At 64.2% G+C, this 22,066-nt stretch carries 17 protein-coding genes and 1 pseudogene; 8 read left to right on the top strand and 10 right to left on the bottom strand.

The features are described from left to right. Positions 1-178: 178 nt before the first annotated feature. The 6 genes from C722_RS0107680 to C722_RS0107655 all read right to left on the bottom strand — a co-directional run bounded on the left by C722_RS0107680 (position 179) and on the right by C722_RS0107655 (position 10,562). Entirely contained in the window at positions 179-682 is a 504-nt protein-coding gene (locus tag C722_RS0107680) for a DUF2934 domain-containing protein (RefSeq protein WP_017639945.1), read from the bottom strand. After that, a complete protein-coding gene (treY, locus tag C722_RS0107675; RefSeq protein ID WP_017639944.1) occupies positions 679-3,486 on the bottom strand; it encodes a malto-oligosyltrehalose synthase in 2,808 nt (935 codons plus the stop codon). The genes C722_RS0107680 and treY overlap by 4 nt, the downstream gene beginning before the upstream one ends. Further along, the gene (malQ, locus tag C722_RS0107670) at positions 3,483-5,549 is read right to left on the bottom strand and encodes a 4-alpha-glucanotransferase (protein ID WP_017639943.1); all 2,067 of its coding nucleotides are present in this window, start codon (positions 5,547-5,549) and stop codon (positions 3,483-3,485) included. The genes treY and malQ overlap by 4 nt, the downstream gene beginning before the upstream one ends. Then, positions 5,546-7,351: a malto-oligosyltrehalose trehalohydrolase gene (gene treZ, locus C722_RS0107665; protein ID WP_017639942.1), complete on the bottom strand. Its 1,806-nt coding sequence runs from the start codon at positions 7,349-7,351 to the stop codon at positions 5,546-5,548. Before treZ ends, malQ begins: the two co-directional genes overlap by 4 nt. A gap of 159 nt (positions 7,352-7,510) precedes the next feature. Further along, complete coding sequence (gene glgA, locus C722_RS24730) at positions 7,511-9,094, bottom strand: glycogen synthase GlgA (RefSeq protein WP_051226141.1); 1,584 nt, start codon at positions 9,092-9,094, stop codon at positions 7,511-7,513. A gap of 346 nt (positions 9,095-9,440) precedes the next feature. Beyond that, positions 9,441-10,562: a mechanosensitive ion channel family protein gene (locus C722_RS0107655; RefSeq protein WP_017639940.1), complete on the bottom strand. Its 1,122-nt coding sequence runs from the start codon at positions 10,560-10,562 to the stop codon at positions 9,441-9,443. A 324-nt stretch (positions 10,563-10,886) separates the two neighbouring features. On the opposite strand from C722_RS0107655, the gene C722_RS0107650 reads away from it, so the two are divergent. The 5 genes from C722_RS0107650 (at position 10,887) to tauD (ending at position 14,982) form a co-directional block, all read left to right on the top strand. Continuing rightward, complete coding sequence (locus C722_RS0107650) at positions 10,887-11,258, top strand: response regulator (RefSeq protein WP_017639939.1); 372 nt, start codon at positions 10,887-10,889, stop codon at positions 11,256-11,258. Positions 11,259-11,424: 166 nt separating this feature from the next. Then, positions 11,425-12,456, top strand: coding sequence for a taurine ABC transporter substrate-binding protein (tauA, locus tag C722_RS0107645; RefSeq protein ID WP_085984305.1), 1,032 nt, complete (start codon positions 11,425-11,427; stop codon positions 12,454-12,456). Between the two features lie 70 nt (positions 12,457-12,526). Continuing rightward, a complete protein-coding gene (locus tag C722_RS0107640) occupies positions 12,527-13,315 on the top strand; it encodes a taurine ABC transporter ATP-binding protein (protein ID WP_017639937.1) in 789 nt (262 codons plus the stop codon). After that, on the top strand, positions 13,305-14,120 hold the full coding sequence (tauC, locus tag C722_RS0107635) for a taurine ABC transporter permease TauC (protein ID WP_026083713.1): 816 nt from the start codon (positions 13,305-13,307) through the stop codon (positions 14,118-14,120). Before C722_RS0107640 ends, tauC begins: the two co-directional genes overlap by 11 nt. 10 nt (positions 14,121-14,130) lie before the next feature. Further along, the gene (gene tauD, locus C722_RS0107630; RefSeq protein WP_017639935.1) at positions 14,131-14,982 is read left to right on the top strand and encodes a taurine dioxygenase; all 852 of its coding nucleotides are present in this window, start codon (positions 14,131-14,133) and stop codon (positions 14,980-14,982) included. 30 nt (positions 14,983-15,012) lie between these two features. On the opposite strand, the gene C722_RS26680 is transcribed toward tauD, so the two are convergent. Beyond that, positions 15,013-15,147 carry a hypothetical protein gene (locus C722_RS26680; protein ID WP_017639934.1) on the bottom strand — a complete coding sequence of 45 codons (135 nt, stop codon included), beginning with the start codon at positions 15,145-15,147 and terminating at the stop codon, positions 15,013-15,015. 103 nt (positions 15,148-15,250) lie between these two features. Beyond that, positions 15,251-16,474, bottom strand: a complete 1,224-nt coding sequence (locus tag C722_RS0107620) for an acyl-CoA dehydrogenase family protein (protein WP_017639933.1) — start codon at positions 16,472-16,474, stop codon at positions 15,251-15,253. 663 nt (positions 16,475-17,137) lie between these two features. On the opposite strand from C722_RS0107620, the gene C722_RS0107615 reads away from it, so the two are divergent. After that, positions 17,138-18,136 carry a fatty acid desaturase gene (locus C722_RS0107615; RefSeq protein ID WP_017639932.1) on the top strand — a complete coding sequence of 333 codons (999 nt, stop codon included), beginning with the start codon at positions 17,138-17,140 and terminating at the stop codon, positions 18,134-18,136. Positions 18,137-18,313: 177 nt separating this feature from the next. Further along, positions 18,314-19,446, top strand: a pseudogene (solA, locus tag C722_RS24725) (N-methyl-L-tryptophan oxidase). Here solA and C722_RS0107605 read toward each other — a convergent pair. After that, positions 19,443-20,099, bottom strand: coding sequence for an ion channel (locus C722_RS0107605; protein WP_017639931.1), 657 nt, complete (start codon positions 20,097-20,099; stop codon positions 19,443-19,445). The pseudogene solA and the gene C722_RS0107605 sit on opposite strands and share 4 nt — an antisense overlap. Before the next feature lie 89 nt (positions 20,100-20,188). Further along, positions 20,189-21,421, bottom strand: coding sequence for an MFS transporter (locus C722_RS0107600; protein ID WP_026083712.1), 1,233 nt, complete (start codon positions 21,419-21,421; stop codon positions 20,189-20,191). Positions 21,422-21,599: 178 nt separating this feature from the next. On the opposite strand from C722_RS0107600, the gene C722_RS0107595 reads away from it, so the two are divergent. Then, entirely contained in the window at positions 21,600-22,052 is a 453-nt protein-coding gene (locus C722_RS0107595; protein ID WP_017639929.1) for a MarR family winged helix-turn-helix transcriptional regulator, read from the top strand. Positions 22,053-22,066: the final 14 nt, after the last annotated feature.

Raw genomic sequence — 22,066 nt, 5'->3', positions numbered from 1 at the left:
CGATACAGATCCGGCTACCTGCATATGAAAGGCCCGGCGCAGCGCAGTTCCGAGCTCTCATGGCGAGCCGACAAAGCGTTGTTTTTGCAGGAAAAATCAGAAAACCAGGGATAACGCAGACGCCGCAGCGAGGCGGCAGAGAGAAGGCCTGGCCGAGTGGCCAGGCCGGAACATCACATCACTCGCTGGCGGCGGGCTTGGCCGTCGTCGCCTTGGCCCGGGAAGCACGCGGCTTCTTCGGCGTAGCCGGTGCCACACCTACGCCGGTAGCCTCGACGTTGGCATCGGCATTGGCCTTGCTGGCCGTGGTCTTGCTCGCGGTGGTCTTGCTGGCACTGGGCTTGACCGCCTGCTTGACTTTGGAGGCGACCTTCTTGGCAGCCGACTCGACCTTCTCGGTCACGGACTCACCGGTAGCTTCCGCCTCGGTGGCCGCCTTTTCGCTGCCACTCTTGGTCTTGCCAGCGGTGCGGGCCTTGCTCGCCACGGGCGTGTCCGCGCCCGTAGTGGTCTTGGTTGCACGAGGCTTCTTGGTCGCGGTCTTCTTGGCCACGCCTTCCTGTTCGGCTTCGTACAGGCGGGTCGCCATTTCCCAATGGCGATCGTGTTCGTGGGCCGGCCGTCCTTCGGACTCCCAGATCTGATAGGCGAGCTGCTGGATGCGTTCGTCTTTTTGGGTCATTGCGGTGCGGCTCCTTGAGTGATGTCTTGTGTGCTGAGCAATCCAAGCGGAAAACGTGCCAGAACCTCGCCGACAGAAAGCTCTTTCTTCTGGTCATGGACAGACGAAGGGGCGAAAGTTTCCCCAAAACGGTACATGGACAAGGTTTCCGGGAGTTTTATCCGGGTATCACCCCAGGCCGCTGCAGAAAAGCGCAACGTTTCGCTGTTCTCCAGCAGGTCGGAGGCATGCACCGGCACGATGACGATCACCGCCTGCTGCTCCCAGGTACGGGCGAAGGCCAGTACCTGATCGGCATGGGCGCCCGCAACGGACAGCGGGAGGTAGCTACCTTCAGTGAACAGCTGTGGCTGCAGCTTGCGCAGTTGCAGCACGCTGGCCAGCACCTGTTGTTTGATCTCGCCGTTCTGCCAGGTATCCAGAGCCGCGTCGGCAGTAGTGTGCTTGGCCAGGGCCTGCTGCCGCGGGGCGTAATCCACGGCGCGGCGATTGTCGGGCTCCACCAGGCTGAAATCCCAGAATTCACCACCCTGGTAGAGGTCGGGCACGCCGGACGCGGTATTGCGCAGCAACATCTGCACCAGGCCATTCAGGGCGCCGGCCGGGGCCAGTTCACGGACGGCGGCAACGATCTCGCGGCGCAGGGCAAGATACTTGTCGTCGGTGAGGAGGCCTTCCAGGAAGGCCTTGCAGGCCGCTTCGTAGTCGCCATTCGGCGCCCACCAGTCGGACTCCAGCTTCTCTTCGCGCAGGGCCTTTTCCTGCCACTGCAGCAGGCGCTCCAGATAGGCCTGCAGGCCTTGCTGGTCATCGGCCTGCAGCTCTAGCGGCCAGCTGGCGAGCAGGGTCTGGTAGAGCATCAGCTCATCACCTGGGGTCGGTGCGGGTGCATCGTTCCACTGGCCGCGCAGAGGAGCAGCCTGATCCATCCAGCCACTGACCTGGGCGATATAGGCTTCCGGACGTTCCGAGACCACCGCCAGGCGGGCACGGGTGTCTTCGCCACGCTTGTGGTCGTGGGTCGCGGTGGTCAGCATGTTGCGCGGGAAGTGCTCGGCACGCCAGCCGCTGGCCTGGTGGAAGGCGCTGACCGGCTGGGCAAAATGCTGCGGATCGAAGCCCACGTCGTTACGCGACAGCAGCGGTGCGGAGCGATAGCAGGCGGTGTCTTCCACGGCCTTGGCGGCGATGGGCGAGGTGAGTTGCTGGAATTTGGTGATGGCGCGGCGCTGTTCGCGTCGGGCCACGCTGCCCACCGGCTTGTGGCGCGGCGCATCGCCACCCAGCCAGGCGCGTAGTTGCTCCAGCAGCGGCTGCTCCGCTTCGCTGACATGGGGGCGGGCGGCCTCCAGCGCGGTATCGAACCACTGGGCATCGGCGCCGACGAAACCGGCCGCGCCGGCATAGGTGCGATAGACCTTGAATTGCACGATCAGCTCCAGCAACACCCGGCGGATGGCGCCCTGGCTGGTGTCGCGGGTACGCCAGTCCTGTTGGGCCAGCAGGTGCAGGGTGTGCACGGCCGATTCGAACTCGCTGGACAGTGCGCCGGTGAGCACCAGGCGCCGTGCTTCCCGTACCTCTTCGAGGAAGTCCTCGGTACGACCGGTCTGCTCGGCCCAGAACCGGCGCAGCGGCGCTTCACCGCTGGCCGCATGCTGCACCGCCGAGACCTCGTTCATGAACTCGTAGCCGGTGGTGCCATCGATGCCCCAGCCTTCGCGCAGTTGCTCGCCTTCGGCCAGGATCTTCTCGATGTAGATGGGGAAGCCATCTTCCGGCGCACCGCCGGTACGACTGGCACAGAGATCGTCCACCCGGCGGCGCAACTTGCGGCAATAGGCACGGGGATTGGCCAGGCCGTCGATGTGATCCAGGCGCAGGCCGTCGAGCAGGCCTTCGCTGATGAGGCGGAAGATCAGCGAATGGGTTTCCTCGAACACCTCGTGGCGCTCCATGCGCAGGCCGCCCAGTTCGGTGATGTCGAAGAAGCGTCGCCAGTTGATGTCGTCCGAGGCGGTACGCCAGCTGGCCAGGCGGTAGTGCTGGCTTTCCAGCAAGGCGTGCAGGCGTTCCTGGTTGGCGGGCTGGCTACCGTCGAAGGCGGCGACCGCCTTGTCGATGGCGGCTGCCACGGCCGGGTCCTTGGCGGCGTCCGCCAGCTGGCGCTGGGCGCCGCGGGCTTCTTCCAGGTCCTTGGCACGCGCCGAGAAGGCGTCGGCGAACAGGCTCAGCTGGGGCAGGTCGCTCTCGCGCAGGATCTGGCCATAGGTGCCCGGGTTGATGGGGAAGTGGTGGGCGTAGTACTCCACGCGGAAGGCGCCTTGCTCGGCGTCGAACACCAGCTTGAGGTCGCCGGCCTGCAGCACGTTGCCATAGGCATCTCCCAGGAAGGGCAGCAGCACCTGGCCCTGCAGATCCGGGTCCGGTCCGTACCAGTTGATGTCGTAGAAGCTGGCATAGCGGCTCTGGCGTCCCCATTCGAGGATGTCCAGCCACCAGGCGTTTTCCGAGCCACCCACATTGGTGTGGTTGGGCACGAAGTCGGCGATCAGGCCCATGCCATGCTCGCGCAGGCGGGCCACTAGGCGACGCAACGCCTCTTCACCGCCCAGCTCCGGGTTGACCCGGGTGGGGTCGACCACGTCGTAGCCGTGCACGGATCCGGCGCGGGCCGTGGTGATGGGGGATGCATAGACATGGCTGATGCCCAGCTTGGCGTAATAATCGACCAGGGGCAGGGCATCGTCGAAGGTGAAATCCTTGTGGAACTGCAGGCGTACGGTAGCGCGCAAGCGACTCATCGAGTGTTCTCCGGATTGTTACGGGCAGTGCTCAGCACGCTTAGGCGTCGTTCAGGGGTGGTTGCGTCCAGCAGGCGCTCCGCAGGAGCGTCCCAGCGGCGCAGCCAGTTGGGATGTTCGTTGGTGGTGCCAGGCAGGTTGGCCTGTTCCAGCTGACCCAGGGCGTCTTCAACCGGCAGGATGATCAGTGGCGCAGGGGTGCGGCCGATGAACTCGATGGCGGCGTCGACGGCCTGTTCGACATTACTTTCGCGGGTGTCGTCCAGCTTCAGCACCTTGGCCAGGTATTGGCGATCCTCGGCGCGCTCGTCGAGCCGGTCCTGGCGCGTGGTGCCGTCGGGCAGCAGGCCGAGCTTTTCCTGCCAGTCGGCATCACGCCCCTGCCACCAGCCGGTAAGGGTTGGCAGATCGTGGGTGGTGGGCATCCCCATGGCGGTGTCCGACCAGGCCGACGCGGGCTTGAAGGCCTTGTCGTCGCGTTCGAACAGCAGTATCTGCATACCCATGACGGCGCGCTCGGCCAGGCGTTCGCGGAACCCCTCGGGCACCGTGCCCAGGTCCTCGCCCATGACCACGCACCGATGGCGCCAGGACTCCAGGGCGACCAGCCGCAGCAGGTCGTCGATGGGGTAGGAGAGATAGGCACCGTCGGCCGGGGAAGCGCCCTCGGGTACCAGCCAGAGGCGTTGCAGGCCCATTACGTGATCGATGCGCACACCGCCGGCGTGCGCGAAGTTGGCCCTGAGCATCTCGATGAAGGCGCGGAAGCCGTGCTTGACCATCCCGGTGGGCGAGAAGGCGGAAATGCCCCAGCCCTGGCCCTTCTGGTTGAGCAGGTCCGGCGGACAACCCACGGTGACCGAAGCCAGCAGCTCTTCCTGACGACTCCAGGCCTGGCTGCCACCCCCATCCGCGCCCACGGCGATGTCGGCGATCAGACCGATCTTCATGCCGGCTTCGCGGCACTGCTTCTGGGCGGCGGACAGCCCTTCGCTGGCCAGCCACTGGGTGAAGGCATAGAACTCCACGTCCTGGGCGTGGCGTTCGGCGAACTCAGCCACGGCAGGATTCTTGGGGTCGCGATACTGCTGCGGCCAATGCTGCCAGCTCGGCGAGGCATTACCCTGGGTGAAGGAGGCATGCAGGGCTTCGAAGCGGCAGTGATTCTCCAGGGCTTCGCCACCGTCGCGGCGGAAGGCCTCGAAGCGCTCGCGCAGTGTGCCGGCGGCGGTGCGAAACTCCAGATGCAGGGTGCGCAGCAGGCGCAGCCGCAGCTTGGCCAGCGCCGGCCAGTCGATCAGCTCAAGCTGTTCGAGGCGCTCGGCTTCCGCCTGCAGGCCGGCACGCTGCATGGCCTGACGCACGGGCTCGGCGCCCAGCACCAGCTCTGGCGCGGCATAGAGCACATTGAAGAACACCCGACTCGACGGCGAATAGGGGCTGTAGCGACTGCCATCGGCGCTGAACATGGCGTGCAGCGGGCTGATGGCCAGGGCATCGGCGCCCTTGCCGGCAGCTGCCTTGGCGAGCTGCACCAGACCCTGCAAATCGCCCGCACCGCTGCCACCGTCGCGTCTGAGGCTATAGAGCTGCACGGCCAGGCCCCAGAGCCGGGCCTGTTCGTCGCCTGTGGCGTCGGCGATGGTAAAGCAGCGCTCCGGCGCAACGGCCAGGGTCAGGGCTTCACCACCTATTTCCGCCTGGTGATAACCGACGGCACTGATGGGCGCGAGCTGGCCCTGGTCATCTACCTGACCTTCCAGGCGCTCGCCGTCTTCCAACTGCACCTCATAGCGGACGCCACGCTTGAACTGGTCAGGTGTCCCGACGGGTTTACCGACCACGGCCGTGAGGAGGGGTGGCAGGTGATCCTTGTCGCCGACCTCGGCCAGCTTGCGCAGGCTGGCGTCGATGTCAGCATCACTGTCCGCGGGCAGCTCGATGGCCTTGAGCAGATTGCGCAGCGCCTCGGGACTCACCCGTTGGCGCTTACCGTCGTAGGCAGTCCATTCGATGGCGATACCGGCGGCCTTGGCCAATTGTTCCAGACGATCACCACTCATGCCTGTTTCTCCAGCCAGACCAGTGCGCAGTGGGCAGCCAGCTGACCGTCCTGCCGGGCTGGCGTTGCTGCAGCGTCGCTGCTGTGCAGCAATTCACCCTGGGGCGCCTCGTCCACCTGCACGGCGTTCTCGCTCAGGTTGAGTTCGATGGTCAGGCGGCTGCCATCGGCCAGGCTCCAGCGTGCCCGCACGGCGCGGTCGGCCAGGGCTTCGGCGCCTACGGCACGAGCGCCTTCCAGGCGCGGGAAGAGTTCCCGGCGACGGATCTCCAGCAGCTCGCGATACAGGCCCAGCCAGGCGCCATGGTCGGGCTGATCGGCCTCGCCGAAATTGGGCTTGGAATCTTCGAAGGTCTTGGGCGCGTTCGGATCGGGGATCTGCTGGCGATGCTCTTCGCTGGTGAAGAAATCGAAGTCCTTGAATTCGTTGCGGCGACCGTCGCGGACCAGTTCGGCCAGCTCGTCGTTGTGGCTGGTGAAGAACAGGAAGGGTTGGCGGCTGCCCCATTCCTCGCCGATGAACAGCAGCGGAATCATCGGGCTGAGCAGCAGCAGGGCGGTAGCGGCCTTCAGCGCGGGCTCCGGCGCCAATCGGGTCAGGCGTTCACCGAAGGCACGGTTGCCGACCTGGTCATGGTTCTGCAGGAAGATGACGAAGGCCGAAGCCGGCAGGTCCTTGCTGGGTTCACCGCGGGCCTTGCCATGGCGGGTCTGCTCGCCCTGGTAGATGAAACCCTCGCCCAGGCAGCGCACCAGCTTGGCCGTGGCGTCTTCGGTGAAGTCCTGGTAGTAGCCTTCGTTCTCGTCGGTGAGCATGGGGTGGATGACGTTGTGCCAGTCGTCCGCCCACTGCGCGTTGTAGTGCTTGCCGCCGAGCAGGGTCGCGGTGTTGTCTTCGTTTTCCAGCATCAGGTGGATGTGGCGACCCGGTTCGACGGTGCTGCGGATCTCCTCGGCCATCTCTTCGAGGAAACCCTTGTCGTTGATGGCATGGACCGCGTCGAAGCGCAGGCCGTCGAAGCGATACTCCATCAGCCACAGCAGGGCGTTGTCGATGAAGTAGCGGCGCACGGCGTCCTGGCGGAAATCGATGGCGGCGCCCCAGGGGGTATGGATGTCTTCGCGGAAGAAGCGCTCGGCGTAGGCGTGCAGGTAATTGCCGTCAGGGCCGAAGTGGTTGTAGACCACGTCCAGGTAGACCATGACGCCATGGGTGTGGGCGGTATCGATCAGCGACTTGAGATCGTCCGGGGTGCCGTAGGAGGCCTCCACCGCATAGGGCAGCACGCCGTCATAGCCCCAGTTGCGGCCACCGGGGAATTCCGACAGCGGCATCAGCTCGATGGCGGTGACGCCCAGCGCGGCCAGACGTGGCACCAGCTTCTCGACGCCGGAGAACCCACCCAGGGTGCCGACGTGCAATTCATAGATGACGCTTTCGTGCCAAGGACGGCCTTGCCACTCGACGCTGCGCCAGTGGTAGGTGGTCGGGTCGATGACGATGCTCGGCTCGTGCACGTCGCCAGCCTGGGCCCGGGAGGCCGGATCCGGGACCAGCAGGTCCTCGATCTGGTAGCGATAGCGGGTACCGGCGCCGCATTGGGCTTCTACCGCGAACCAGCCGTCTTGCTCGGCTTCCATGGGAAGGGTCATGCCACCTTCCAGGACCACCGACACGGCGTCGGCGCTGGGCGCCCAGAAGTGAAAGAGGGTGCGGTCCTTGCTCACCAGGGTGGCACCGGCACGGGTCTGCCAGGCATAGCCCCCGGTCACCGCGGCTGCATCGCGCGAAATATCAGTCATGGATAGAGAACTCCCGAAACCGGACGGCAGAAAAGACACTGCGGCCCAGTTGGCCGCAGTTGCTGTTATGACCGGTGAGAGCTGCTCAAAGTTGGGCGGGGGAAGCGCTTTTCGTCGGCCTTTTGCCGAAGGAAAAGCGCTTGGTAGCCACATCGAGCCTCAGGCGCCGACGTGACGCTCCTGGTGAGCGGTGGTCTGGAGCAGATCGAGGTACAGCGAGGCATAGGGCTTGGCGCATTCGGACCAGAAAAATGGTCCCTGCATCGCCCGGTGACGCATGGCCAGCAGTAGGCCCTGACGTTCGAACACACCCAGGGCGCGGTCGATGGCGCCAAGGTAGTTTTCCAGCGACAGCGGGGCGAACAGGAAGCCGGTGGTACCGTCCTCGATGCTGTCGGCCAGGCCGCCAGTGCGGGTGGCGATCGGTAGGGAAGCGAAGCGCTGGGCGTACATCTGGCTCAGGCCGCAAGGCTCGAAACGCGAAGGCATCAACAGGAAGTCGCTGCCGGCGTACATCCGCCGGGCTTCGGTTTCGCAGAAGCCGATGTGGGCACTGACGCGACCCGGATAGCGCAGGGCCAGGGCACGCACCTGGCGCTCGATATGGGGCTCGCCGCAACCGATGATCATCAACTGGCCACCGCGGGCGACGATGTGATCGGCGGCCTGGATGGTCAGATCGATGCCTTTCTGCTGGACCAGCCGCGAGACCACGGCGAACAGTGGGCCATTGGACGGCTCGAGGCCGAATTCCTCGCGGATGCGGGCGGCGTTGACCGCCTTGCCGTCCCAGTCGGATTCGTGGAACTGCTGGCAAAGGTGCGGATCGCTGCAAGCGCTCCAGCCATCGTCGATGCCGTTGAGCAGGCCGGTCAGCTTGCCGTCCCGCGCCTTGACCTGCAGCAGGCCTTCCAGGCCACAGCCGAATTCCGGCGTGGTGATTTCCTGGGCGTAGGTGTGGCTGACCGTGGCGATATGGTCGGCATAGACCAGACCGGCCTTGAGAAAGGAGACCTTGCCCCAGAACTCCAGACCTTCCATCTGGAAGGCGTGGGCCGGAATGTCCAGGTCGGCCATGACCGAGGCCGGGAACAGGCCCTGATAGGCCAGGTTATGGATGGTGGTCAGACAGGGAGTGGTGGCACCCTTCCAGCGCAGGTAGCCGGCGGCGAGGCCAGTCTGCCAGTCGTTGAGGTGCAGCAGATCCGGTACCCAGCGAATCGAGGCATCGCCTAGAGCGAAGTCAGCGGCAGCGCTGGCCAGACGACCGAAGCGGATGTGGTTGTCAGCCCAGTCGGCGCCGTTCAGGTCGCCGTAGGGGTTGCCCGAGCGCTCGTACAGCTCGGGACAGATCAATACATAGACGACCAGCCCGTCGTCCAGATTGACGCGACCAATGTCACAGGCGGGCATGGCGGCACGGGCAGCGATGCGGCCGACCATCTGCACACGGTCCTTGATCGCAGCCATCACCTGACGGTAACCGGGGATCAACACCCGGACGTCATGGGAGGCCGCGAGGGCGCGCGGCAGGGCGCCCGAAACCTCGCCCAGGCCACCAGCCTTGACGAAGTCGGAAATCTCCGGGGTCACGAAAAGAATGCGCTTGCGGCTTTCGACAACGGAGCTCAGCGTCAGCTGAGGCTCTTCGACACGCTTGCGAGGAGAGCTGGATGTGGTGGTGCGAGTGGCAGTTTCTACGGGCTCCAGAGCCCCAAATTTCCCCACGACGGCATTTGCCATGGTGCGCTCCCAATGCAGCAAGTTCGAGACTGAGGTTTACCTGATTGCTTCTTCCTGAAGCTCGATGCTCCTGGTTCAAAAACGCCTACAGCCGAGCTGCTACAGCCTTTTTGCCGGTCACCTCTTCTGAGATGTCTGGATTTGGGCGAGAACTGCTTCGCGGATTTCCAGATTGCTCTCGCACTGACTCACGGACGACGTCACAAGTTTCCCGCGCGAATGTTGCGGTCTTGCTTCGCGTTGCCAAATACATGCCCAAAAGGTGACGCTCATTCTTGGTGCGCTAAGAAATAAGGGCCAGGTGAACCGCTTTATGGGCGCCTGATCGCTGCAATTGGCCGAAAAATCAGACTTCTGGCTGGCGTACGACTGGCTCCTGCCTTTCGTCGGATCGCGGCGTGGGAAGGGCATCGCGGCGCCCCAGTTCAGTCCGTAGCTTGGGCAGACAGAGGGGGAATTCGCGATTGATGTAGGTGATCAGCCGTTCCCGCACAAAGCAGCGCAGGTCCCAGTTCTTCGAGGAATCACCCGAGCTCACCAGCACCCGGATCTGGATGGAATCATGGGACGCATCGGTCACCTGCAGCACGCAGACACGCTCGTCCCATAAATGGGGCACTTCGGCACAGGCGCGTTCCAATTCGGTGCGGATCGGCGCCAACGGCAGGGAATAGTCAACCCATATGAAGACCGAGCCAATGAGACTGGACGACGAGCGTGTCCAGTTCTGGAAGGGGGTTTCGATGAAATATTGCAGGGGTACCACCAGGCGGCGGTCGTCCCAGATGCGTACCACCACATAGGTACCGGTGATCTCTTCCACGCGCCCCCATTCACCCTCGACGATGACCACGTCATCCAGCCGGATCGGTTGGGTCACGGCGATCTGCAGGCCGGCGATGAGATTGCCCAGGACCGGGCGCGCGGCGATGCCCGCCACCAGGCCGGCGACACCGGCGGAGGCGAGCAGGCTCGCACCTACTTGGCGCACCGCCGGAAAGGTCATCAGCATCAAGGCGATACCCACCAGCAGCACGATAAAACTGAGGCTGCGTACCAGCACCCGGTTCTGCGTCTGAATCCGGCGGGCCCGCAGGTTGTCCACCACATCCACCGGATTGCGCAGGGCGATTGTGGCCCCGACGGCCTTGACCGCCCGGAGACCCAGCCAGGTAAAGGCAGCGATGCTCAGTAGACCGGTGACGTGCTGTACGGCGCGCAACAGTGGCAGGGCATCGGGTGCGGAATTCCAGACACCTTGGAGCACAACCAAGGGTACGGCGAGGCGTGCGGGTTTTTCTGCGTACTTGACCAGGTTGCGAGCGAGCAGGAAGGGACTGGCCAGGCGGCGGATGGCGGCGAATGCCAGCGTCAGGGCGATGATACTGATCAACAGGGCGACCGCCGCCGCAATCAGCGTGGTGACCCAGGGGGCATTGAGCCAACCCGTCCAATCGATGGCCGTCATGCGCATTTTCCTCCGGCAGACGGCTCCCCGTGATCCTGAAAAGCTGACACGCCGGAATCGCGAGGGAGCCTTTCGAGATACCTGTTTTCCGACTGAGGGGCTCCGGTACGGTTCCCTGGAGGAACCAAGCTTTATAATAATACCACCCCTTAAATAGAAGGCTTTGGTTACCGGACAATTTTTTTGTAATCAGTGAGGCAGGATGTCGCACCACACGACTAAGCTCAGGGGAGACTGCGCAGCTGACGCCAGATAGGAGTAGAATTCGCGCCCCAACGAGATACGTCCAGTCAGATGGCGGACCTGCGGAGATCGAGCGGATTTATGAAACCAGTGGTAGTGGTCGTCGAAGACGAGAACATGTTGCTCGGGCTGATGGAAGAGGTGCTCGAAGGAGAAGGCTTTCAGGTGCGCACCTTCGGTACCGCGGATCAAGCCTGGGAGTACCTGTCGAGTGCGCGTCCGACGCCGGATCTGCTGATCACCGATGTCCGCATGCCAGGTGCCATCGATGGTCTGGAGCTGGCGCGCCGCGTCAAGCAGCAGCTGCCGGGTCTACCCATCATCGTCTCTTCGGGTTATTTCGAAGAACTCCAGCCCGAACGCGCCCCCGATATCTACTATCTGCCCAAGCCCTGGCGCTTCGACGATCTGCTGGCTGGCTGCTTCCGCTTCCTCAATCAGCGCAAAGGCTGATCCCTGTCTCTTGCGGCCTGGTTCCAGGCCGCGGCTCGCTGTTCGGGACGGTTACCTTGCCAGCCGGTAGATGACCTTCCGGCTCTCTGCCTAAGCTGATTCCATATAGTTATTTATCAAGCGATCTTTAGATCGTTTAGCTTGGCCTCCAACAGGCATCGCGTTGATGCCGAGGACGCGCTTTGGCGCGTCTGCCGACAAGGAGGCCTTTGTGAATTCGCTGATCAAATCCCTGGTTCTGGCTGTAGGCATGGCAGCACTCGCGGGGCAGGCGTCCGCGGTCGATCTGGTGGTGGGCTATCAGACCGGTGTCGATCCATCCAAGGTCGCCCAGGCCGATGGCCTCTACGACAAGGCGGTCGGTCACAAGATCGACTGGCGCCGTTTCAACAGTGGTCCCGAGGTCGTCGCCGCGCTGGCTTCGGGGGATGTGCAGATCGGCAATCTAGGTTCCAGCCCCCTGGCAGCGGCCACCTCGCGCAAGCTGCCGCTGGTGACCTTCCTCGTGGCCGCACAGATCGATTCCGCCGAAGCCCTGGTGGTGCGCAATGGCAGCGGTATCGACCAACCCGAGCAACTGGTTGGCAAGACCATCGCCACCCCCTTCGTCTCCACCTCGCACTACAGCCTGCTCGGCGCGCTCAAGCACTGGGGCGTGGACCCGACCAAGGTCAAGATCGTCAATCTCAATCCCACCGAGATCGCCGCGGCCTGGCGCCGGGGCGACATCGATGGCGCCTTTGTCTGGTCACCGGCGTTGGGCGAGATCAAGAAGAACGGCAAGGTCCTCGCCGATGCGGCCCAGGTAGGCAGCTGGGGGGCACCGACCTTCGAGGTCTGGGTGGCGCGCAAGGACTTCGCTGAAAAGCATCCCGAGATCCTCGCCCAGTACGCCAAGGTCACCTTGCAGGCCTTCGCCGACTATCAGGCCCACGGCAAGGACTGGAACGCCGGGTCCGAGCAGGCCAAGAAGATCGCTCGCCTGACCGGCGCGGACGCCGCTGATGTGCCTGAGCTCCTCGCCGGGTCCCGTTATCCGGATGCCGAGGCCCAGCTGGGCCCTGAGCTGCTCGGTGGTGGCACGGCCAAGGCCATCGCTCGTACCGCCGAATTCCTCAAGGAACAGAAGCGCATTCCCACGGTGCTCGACGACTACTCGCCCTATGTCAGCGCCGAATACGTCCGCGCGGCCCAGTAACGACCCTTCTTCACGCCACGACTCGCCCCTCTTTGGAGGGGCTTTTTTTCCCTGCCGACAGGAGCCGGTCATGAGTCGACTCACCCTGGAACAGGCCAGTCTCGGATTCGTCCGCGGTGGTCGCCGTCAACCGATCTTGCAGCAGCTCGACCTCGCGGTGGAGAAGGGCGCTTCCCTGGTGGTACTGGGGCCGTCCGGCTGCGGTAAATCCAGCCTGCTCAACGTCCTCGCCGGGTTCCAATCGCTGGACGCGGGGCGTGTGCAGCTCGATGGTCGTACCTTGGCGGGACCGGGCGGCGAGCGCGGCGTGGTGTTCCAGGACGATGCCCTGATGCCTTGGCTCAATGCCCTCGACAATGTCGCGCTCGGCTTGCGCCTGCGGGGGCTGAGCCGGCGTGAACGAGAGGACAAGGCCCGCGAGATGCTCGACCTGGTCGGGCTGGCGCACCATGCCGGCCATGGCATCGGCGAATTGTCCGGGGGCCAGCGCCAGCGCCTGGGGCTCGCCCGCGCCCTGGCGGTGGATCCGGATTTCCTGCTGCTGGACGAACCCTTCGGCGCCCTTGACGCCCTGACCCGGGAACGGATGCAGGTGCTGCTGCTGGAGGTATGGAAGCGCACCGGCAAGGGCCTGTTCCTCATCACCCACAGCGTCGATGAGGCGCTGTTTCTGGCCACCGAACTGCTGGTGCTGGACGGGCCGCCAGCGCGCATCTTGCGGCGCCTGGACGTGCCTTTCGCCCGCCGTTATCTGGCAGGGGAGCCCGTTCGCCAGATCAAGGCCGATCCCCGTTTCGCCGAGCTGCGCCAGGAGTTGCTCGACCTCTTTCTGCAGGAGTCGCCCGATCATGTCCTCTGACACCCTCGTTTCCACTCTGCAAGACTCCCGAGAGCGCCGTCGATTGCGCCTGGATCGCCGTCGCGTGGCGGCGCTGGGCACCTTGGCCGGCGTGGCGACGCTCTGGTGGAGCGCGACCCATCTGGGCTGGGTGGACACCCTGTTCCTGCCGTCGCCCGAGCAACTGCTGGTCGCCCTGCAGGGGCTGCTCGCCGAGGGCTACCTGGATGCCAGCCTTTGGCAACACCTGGGCACCAGCCTCCTGCGAGTCCTGGCTGCGCTACTGGCAGCCGTGTTGACCGCGGTGCCCCTGGGTATCGCCATGGGCCTCAATCCCACGCTGAATGCCGCACTGGATCCGCTGGTGGAGTTCTATCGACCGATCCCGCCGCTGGCCTATCTGCCGCTGATGGTGATCTGGTTCGGTATCGGCGAGTTGTCCAAGGTGCTGCTGATCTATCTGGCGCTGTTCGCACCGTTGCTGATCGCCACCGTGGGCGGGGTGCGGCGGGTCGATCGAGCGCGTCTCCAGGCAGTGCGCTGCCTGGGCGCGTCGCGAGGGCAGGTGGTGCGTCACGTAATCCTTCCCAGCGCCTTGCCGGACATTCTCACCGGTCTGCGTATCGCCCTGGGTGTGGGCTGGTCGACCCTGGTGGCGGCCGAGCTGATCGCCGCCAATCGCGGCCTGGGCTTCATGGTGCAATCGGCGGCGCAATTCATGGCCACCGATGTGGTGGTGGTGGGCATCCTGCTGATCGCCAGCATCGCGCTGTCCATCGAGCTCGGCTTACGCGCCCTGCAGCGACGCTATGCCGGTTGGCGCTGAGGAGCTCGTGATGGCCATCACCTTCGAACGTCTCGGCTCTGCCTTGGGTGCGCGCGTCCATGGCCTGGATTTGCGCGAGGCCCTGGATCCCGCCAGCCATGTCGCACTGCATCGGGGATTGCTGGAGCACCAGGTGCTGTTCCTCCGTGACCAGTTGCTCACGCCTCGCCAGCAACGGGACGTAGCCGCCCATTTCGGTGATCTGCACATCCATCCGATCTATCCCAAGCATCCCGAGCAGCAGGAAATCCTGGTGCTGGATACCGAGTTGAACGATCTGCGGGACAATGCGCTCTGGCATACCGACGTCACCTTCATCCAGACGCCACCCCTGGGATCGCTGCTGAGCGCACGCCAGGTGCCGGCGTACGGCGGCGACACCCTCTGGGCGAGCAATTCGGCGGCCTATGCGGCCTTGTCCGCGCCGCTGCGCGAATTGCTCGACGGCCTGAGCGCCTGGCACGACCTGAGCAAGTCCTTTCCACTGGAACGCTTCGGCCATACCGCGGAAGGCCTGCAGAGCTTCAACGCGGCACGCGCCGCCAATCCGCCGGTACGCCATCCGGTGGTACGGGTACATCCGGAAAGCGGGGTCAAGGGATTGTTCGTCAGCGCCGGCTTCACCACCCGGATCCACGAGCTGGAAGAGGCCGAAAGCGATGCGCTGCTGCAGCTGCTGTTCGCCCACGCCGCCCGACCGGAGTTCCAGGTGCGCTGGCAATGGCGGGTGGGCGACCTGGCCTTCTGGGACAATCGCATCACCCAGCACTATGCCTGTGACGACTATCGTCCCCAGCGTCGCGTGATGCACCGGGCGACCATTCTGGGTGACCGTCCGCGTGGCCCCGGCGAGGCGCGGTGATGGCGCGTGCCGCGACCGGGAGCGGCGGGATCAGTTGCCCAGGACGTCGACCAGCCCCAGGACGAAGAACAGCACGATGCACACCGCCGCCACGACGACAGGGATGAAGCGCGGATCCTTGATAGCCTTCCACATGGCCTGACGATTGCTGCGCGACCTTTCCATGACACCGCTCCTGGGAGAAAGCCGGCGAGCTTAAAGCATCGCCGGGGGCGGCGAACAGCGGGGCAGGGCCGCTCTCGTCGGCGTTTCCGGCTGCTTCGGCAGCCTAGGCGACGCCGATCTTCCATTGCGGCGGTGGCGGAGTGCCGTTGACCGCGAAGTCACCGACGATACGATCCTTGTAGATGCGCGGATTGTGGGAGGCGAGGGTGCGGGCATTGCGCCAGAAGCGATCCAGTCCCAAGGGTCGCAGCGTGGCCGAGGCGCCCAAGGCATCGAACAGGCGGCCGGAGGCGTCGATGATCAGATCCGTGACCACATTGAGCGATTGGCAGACCTCCAGTTCGGCCAGTGCCACGGCGCTGTCTTCAGCAGCCTGGTCGTCCGCCTGCCAGAGGTCATGCACGCGCTGCAATGCCTCGGCATTCTTCAGCGCGATCACCCCGGCGCAATAGGCGGCGCTGCGTACCTGGCCTACCACGGCCAGCACCTGCGGATCCTGGCTGACACGGTCGGCGTTGCCGATGGTGAAGGTGCGGGTACGGGCCGCGACCGCGGCGGCCACCTCGCTGCTCATGGCCCGGCCCAGGCCCGCCAGATTGGCGAGATGAAAGACCTGGAAGAAGCCGGGCGAATAGCGGAAGCGCTCGCCCACGGTGACCACATCGGTGGGTTCCACCCGCACATTGGTGAAGGTCGCCGTGCCACTGGCGGTCAGGGTCTGGCCGAAACCGTTCCAGTCGTCCACCACCTCGACGCCGGGCGTCTCGCGGCGGACAGTGGCCATTACGCGGTCGCCAGCGTCGTCGGTGGCACCCACGTCGATCCAGTCGGCATAGAGCGAACCGGTGGTGTAGAACTTGGTGCCGGAGAGCAGCAGGACGTCTCCCTCCCGGCGCAAGCGGGTGCTGAATTCGGCCCGCCGGGCATCGCCGACTTCGCTGGACGCCGGACCCAGGGTTTCGCCGGCGGCAATACGGGCGAACCAGCGTGTGCGGCGTGCCTGGTCATCGCTGTTGAGCAACCCTTCGACAAAGCCCATGTGACCGCGCAGCGCCTGGACCAGATTGGAATCCGCCTCGCCGAGCTCGATGAGCAGGGCGAACAACTCTGGCAGCGTGACACCGGCGCCACCGTGCTCGATCGGTACTCGCAACGCGGTGAAGCCGGCCGCCTTCAGCCAGTCCAGTTCTTCGACCGGCAGCCGCCGCTGCACCTCGCGCTCGATGGCGCCTGCGCGAATGCGCTGGAACAGCGGCTGGAAGCGCGCTGAGAGTTCGGCATGGCGTTCGGAAGGGCCGGCGCCCCAGCCTGCGGAGAGGGTGCTCATGGGATAGGAGATCCTTGTGGTCGTGTCGGGCGGGATTCAGGGCAAGCGAGGCCAAGACGGGCCATTTCGGTGTGGGCGGCGTTGGTGCGACCGATCAGCAGGATCGTCGCGACCAGGCGATGAACCAGGTCGTTCAGCGCCGGTAGCCTCGTTACCGGGCGACAGCCAGGGGATTTGGCCTGTCCGTGAGCGGCTGCCCGCCGCACCTTGACCCGGCGCGGGTGGAAGGCCCGCTGGCTCGCAGGGCCTTTCGCCGCGAAAAAGCGCGCGGTCTTAGTGCTAGGGAAAATATCGATAAAGAAGCGCATGGCCACTTCTGGCAGAACGAAAGTCCAACGAGTCTAGAAGACTCGCGGAGAGCGCTGCCAATCTTCAAAGCTGCTAAGGATATGCCCTTAGTTGTCTCGCCAGATAACTGTCTTTCCGGCAACACCTGAACTCGGTTAATGGGTTTTTTGCTTCTAAGCTTAGGCTTTTAAAGCCAGGGGTATAAAGTAGTGAGTGATGGAAAGTTGGTGTCGGAACCCGTTTGGAATAGCGCTGGAGTTGTCTAGACCGAATGCCCGAGAGCAACTTCTTCATGAGGTAATGCTTTAACGATATTTGGCTTCTCGACTGTTTGTCCCTAGGGTCACCACTGTTATCCGCTATCAGGACCCCGTGGTGACTGTCTATCTGGATGCGCGGCATCGCCGCCTGGTCAAATTACTTCTGAGTACCTTTGCCGCCCGCAGCGAGTGGCCTACCTGGGGGCTGGTGGTTGGCGTTTACGCCAGCTGGCTGACGCTCATCTGGGCCTGGCCATTGCTCGGCTACTGGACACTGCCGCCGCTGATACTGGTCGTGGTGCTGCACCAGTCCCTGCAACACGAGCTGATCCATGGTCACCCCACGCGCTGGTCCCGCGTGAATGCGCTGTTGGCCTATCCGCCGTTTGGCCTCTGGTTTCCCTTTCCGCTCTACCGCGATAGCCACCTGGCCCACCATCGCCGCGAGACCCTTACCGACCCCGCGCTGGATCCCGAGAGCCGCTATGTCGATGGGGAGCTATGGGAGCGGCGAGGACAGACCGGGCGTGCCTTGCTCTGGCTGGACAAGACCCTGATCGGGCGAATCCTGGTGGGACCGGTCCTGTCGCTGCACGGCATGCTGGATCACGAACGGGGTCGCTGGCGGCGTGGCGAGCAGGGCGTACTGCGCGTCTGGCTGGAGCATCTGGCGCTGTGCGCGGGACTGCTTCTGACGATCCACGGGCTGTCTGGAATGCCCATCGCCGTCTATGTGCTAGGGGTCGCCTGGTCGGCGCTGGCGTTGGCACTGGTCAGATCCTTCTACGAGCATCGCCCGGCCGTGGATCCTGCCCAGCGCTGCGTACTCAACGAAAGCGGCGGGGCCATGCGCTGGCTGTTTCTCAACAATACCCTGCATCTGGTTCACCACGATCTTCCGGGCTTGCCCTGGTATCTCATCCCGCGAGTCTACCGCGCCCGGCGTGGTGCCTACCGGATGCGCAGCGGTGATTTCGTGTTCTCCGGTTATCGCGAACTGGGTCGGCGTTTCGGCTGGCGCGCCGTGGATGCACCGTTACACCCTACGGCGCACCTTTCAGCGCGCCCGCTAGGGACAGAGGATCGCCCTTGCGTTTCCAGTCTTCCCTGGTAATACCACCCCTTCGTAAAAGATCCCTGCGTGTCTCGCACCGTGCCAAATGGAAAACAGGATGGTGCAGTGCCCCTTACGACCTTGGCAGCTCTGCTAGAGTGCCCACTCCGCCAGGATGCCCAGGAGATAGGCGTGCAAGACTCGACCTTTGACGTGATCGTGCTGGGGCTGGGCGCCATGGGTTCGGCCACGCTTTACCACTTGGCCAAGCGTGGCGTGAAGGTCGCGGGCATCGATCGCCATTCGCCACCCCACGACCTGGGTTCCAGTCACGGCGCAACGCGCATTACCCGCCAGGCGGTGGGCGAGGGCGCAGCCTACGTGCCCCTGGCGCTCCGCTCGCAGCAGCTCTGGCGCGAGCTGGAAGCGGAGCGGGGCGTCAGCCTCTTCGAGCAATGTGGCGTGCTGATCATGACCGCCACGGCGACGGCCACCTCCCATCACGGTCGCCCGGATTTCACCCGGGCGACGCTGGAACTGGCTCGCCAATACGGCATCCCCCACGAAGCCTGGGAGGGCGCCGCCATTCGCCAGCGTTTCCCGCAATTTCGCGTGGCAGACGATGCCCTCGGCTATTTCGAGCCGGGAGGCGGCTATCTGTATCCGGAAGCCTGTATCCAGGCGCAGCTGGACGGGGCTCGGGAGCGGGGTGCGCGGATCCAAACCGATACGGTCATCGAACGCCTGGAAGCGGACGGGCAGGGCGTGCGACTGCATTCTGCCCAAGGCAGCTGGCGCGCGAAGCGGGTCATCGTCGCCGCCGGCATGTGGAGCGCTGAACTGCTGGGAGCGCCTTTCGATCGGTTGCTGCGCGTTTGCCGCCAGAGCCTGCATTGGTTCGAGGTGGCCGACCCCACGCTGTTTCCGAGCGATTCGCCCAGCTTCATCCTGGCCCACGACAGTGGCGACGCCGATCTCTTCTACGGCTTTCCACCGTTGCCCGGCGAGAACGCCGTAAAGGTCGCCACCGAACAATATACGGATAATACCACCCCTATATGCATTGATCGAAATCTACACCCGGAAGAATCGCACCAGCTGTTCAGTGATCAAGTGGGGAGGTGGGTCGGCGGGTCGGCGGTCTTTCGGCGCGCACGGTGCGCAGCGCCGTCTGCGCCTACACCGTCACACCCGATTTCGGTTTCATCGTCGACGAGCATCCCGCGCTGCCGGGCGTGACCGTGGTCAGCGCCTGTTCGGGACATGGCTTCAAGCATTCGGCCGCGCTGGGCGAGGCGCTTGCCCAGCGCGTGACCACCGGGCACAGCGACATCGATCTGGACAGCTTCAGCCTGGCGAGATTCGGCTAGCGGTTGCGCACCGTCAGGGTGACCAACCGGGTCACTACCAGGGCGATATACATGACCCCGGAGAACTGACCGAGCATGACCAGCGAGCGCGCCATCGGCTTGATCGGGTAGATGTCGCTCAGGCCGACACCCGACAGGATGGCGAAGCTGACGTAGAGCAGCTCCGTCCAGGTGCGGGCGGCGAGAGGATCGTTGGCGGCGGTGAAACTGTTGGGCTGCAGGATCTGACAGGCCGAATAGGCGTGAGCGAAGGCCCAGGCCAGCAGTGTGAAAGTCGCGCCCACTGCGAAAAGTTCGTCGGTGGTGGCTCGCTGATCCTCCATCATGTAGGCGATGAGGCTGCCAGCGGCATAGAAATAGAAGATCGCATCGAGGATGGCCAGGGACACCACCAGGTGCCGATTGCCATGCCATTCCACCAGTACCGTGAGCACCAGGATGCAGCCGGCGAGGATGAAGCCCAGCCATTGGATGGTCGGGCTGCGTCGGACCATGCGCAGGGCGGTGGCCAGGACGATGATGCCAAAGGCACCGATGATGGCGCGACCATGCTCTTCCTGTTCCACGAAGGGATAGAGCAGCAGGCCGAGCAACTGGATGAACAGCAGGTTGGCGGAAGGATAACGGACCAGGTAGTGCAGCGGACTCTTCATCGCGACTCGGCGAAAGCTCAAGGGGCGGCCAGCGTAGCGGGTGGCGCAGCGCTTCGCCACGGGAGCCTTGCGCCCCCGTGGCTTGGGCCTCAGACCGCCTTGCGGCGGGTGGACGGCAGCAGGATGGTGAGGATGCCCAGCAGCGGCATGTAGGAGCACAGCTGGTAAACGTACTCGATGCCGCGATGGTCTGCCAGATTGCCCAGGCCGGCGGCGGCGATGGCGCTGAAGCCGAACATCAGGCCAAAGAATATTCCGGCGATCATGCCGACGTTGCCCGGGACCAGTTCCTGGGCGTAGACCACGATGGCCGAAAAGGCCGAAGCCAGAATGAAGCCGATGACGACGCTGAGCACGCTGGTCCAGAACAGATCGACGTAGGGTAGCGCGAGGGTGAAGGGCGCCGCACCCAGGATCGAGAACCAGATGACGGCCTTGCGACCGATGCGATCGCCGATGGGGCCACCGAAGAAGGTGCCCGCCGCGACTGCACCCAGGAAGAGAAAGAGGTGCAGCTGGGAGCTGGCCACCGAGAGACCGAATCTTTCGATCAGGTAGAAGGTGAAGTAGCTGGTGATGCTGGCCATGTAGATGTACTTGGAGAACACCAGCAAGGCCAGCACGATCAAGGCGAAGGTCACTCGCCCGCGCGACAGGCCGTGGCTGACCGCGGCCGCTTTGCGACCCTTGGCGCTGCGCAGGTGATTGCGATACCAGCGCGATAGCCCGTATTGCACGCCGATGGCGAACAGCGCGAAGAGCGCGAACCAGGCGACGTGGGTCTGGCCGTAGGGGATGACGATGGCTGCGGCCAGCAGCGGGCCGATGGCCGTGCCGGCGTTGCCGCCGACCTGGAAGGTGGATTGCGCCAGACCGAAGCGACCGCCCGACGCCAGGCGCGCCACCCGCGAAGTTTCGGGATGGAAGGTCGAGGAGCCGACACCGATCAGCGCCGACGCAGCCAGGATTGCCGGAAAGCTGCCGACAAAGGCGAGCAGCAGTACGCCAATCAGGGTGCAGACCATGCCAGCCGGCAGCAGATAGGGTTTAGGATGGCGGTCGGTGTGGAAACCGATCCAGGGTTGCAGCAGGGAGGCAGTGATCTGGAAGGCCAGGGTGATCAGACCGATCTGGGTAAACGTCAGACCATAGCTGTCCTTGAGCATCGGATAGATCGATGGCAGTACGGACTGGATCAGGTCGTTGATCAGATGGGCAAGCGCACAGGAGGCCAAGATTCCTGCTACCAGCGGCGAAGCGCCTGCGGCAACGGCGGTTGGAGTTTCGCCAGCGGTGGCTGGCGTGGCAGGGGAAACGGCCATGCAGGTATTACCCTTATTATTTATGTCCAGCCGCTCACTGTGGCATCCTGTGGCATCGGAATCCAGTGCCAGTTACCGGATGTTTCCGGCAACCGACCCCTTATCATCTGGGCTATTGACCTGGATTGGGATCGATCGCACCTTCCACTCTTTCACGCTTTTTGTAATGGCAAATCCCATGACAGCCAAAGATCCACTGCTCCTCGATCAGCAATTGTGCTTCTCCCTGTATTCGGCTTCGCTGGCGATGACGCAGCTCTACAAGCCCCTGCTGGAGAGCATGGGCCTGACCTTTCCACAATATCTGATCATGCTGGTGCTCTGGGAGCACGACGGCCTCACCCTCAAGGAGCTGTCCAACCGTCTGCGACAGGATTCCGGCGCCCTGACCCCGGTGGTCAAGCGTCTCGAAGCGGGCGGACTGGTCACGCGCCGCCGCAGCGCGGAAGACGAGCGCAATCTGTCGATCGAACTGACGCCGGCAGGTCGCACGCTGCGGGAGCAGGCCAATGGCGTGAACGGCCGGGTTCGGGAAGTGTGCGCGCTGGGCGACGCCGGATTGGATGACTTGCGCGAGACGCTGGTGATGCTGCGCAATCGACTGGACGAGGAAGGCAATCCGACTTCCTGAACCAACCGGGGACA

The sequence above is a fragment of the Pseudomonas sp. 313 genome, assembly GCF_000316965.1.
GTDB lineage: Bacteria > Pseudomonadota > Gammaproteobacteria > Pseudomonadales > Pseudomonadaceae > Chryseomonas > Chryseomonas benzopyrenica.
This window is presented reverse-complemented; position numbering and strand designations above follow the sequence as displayed.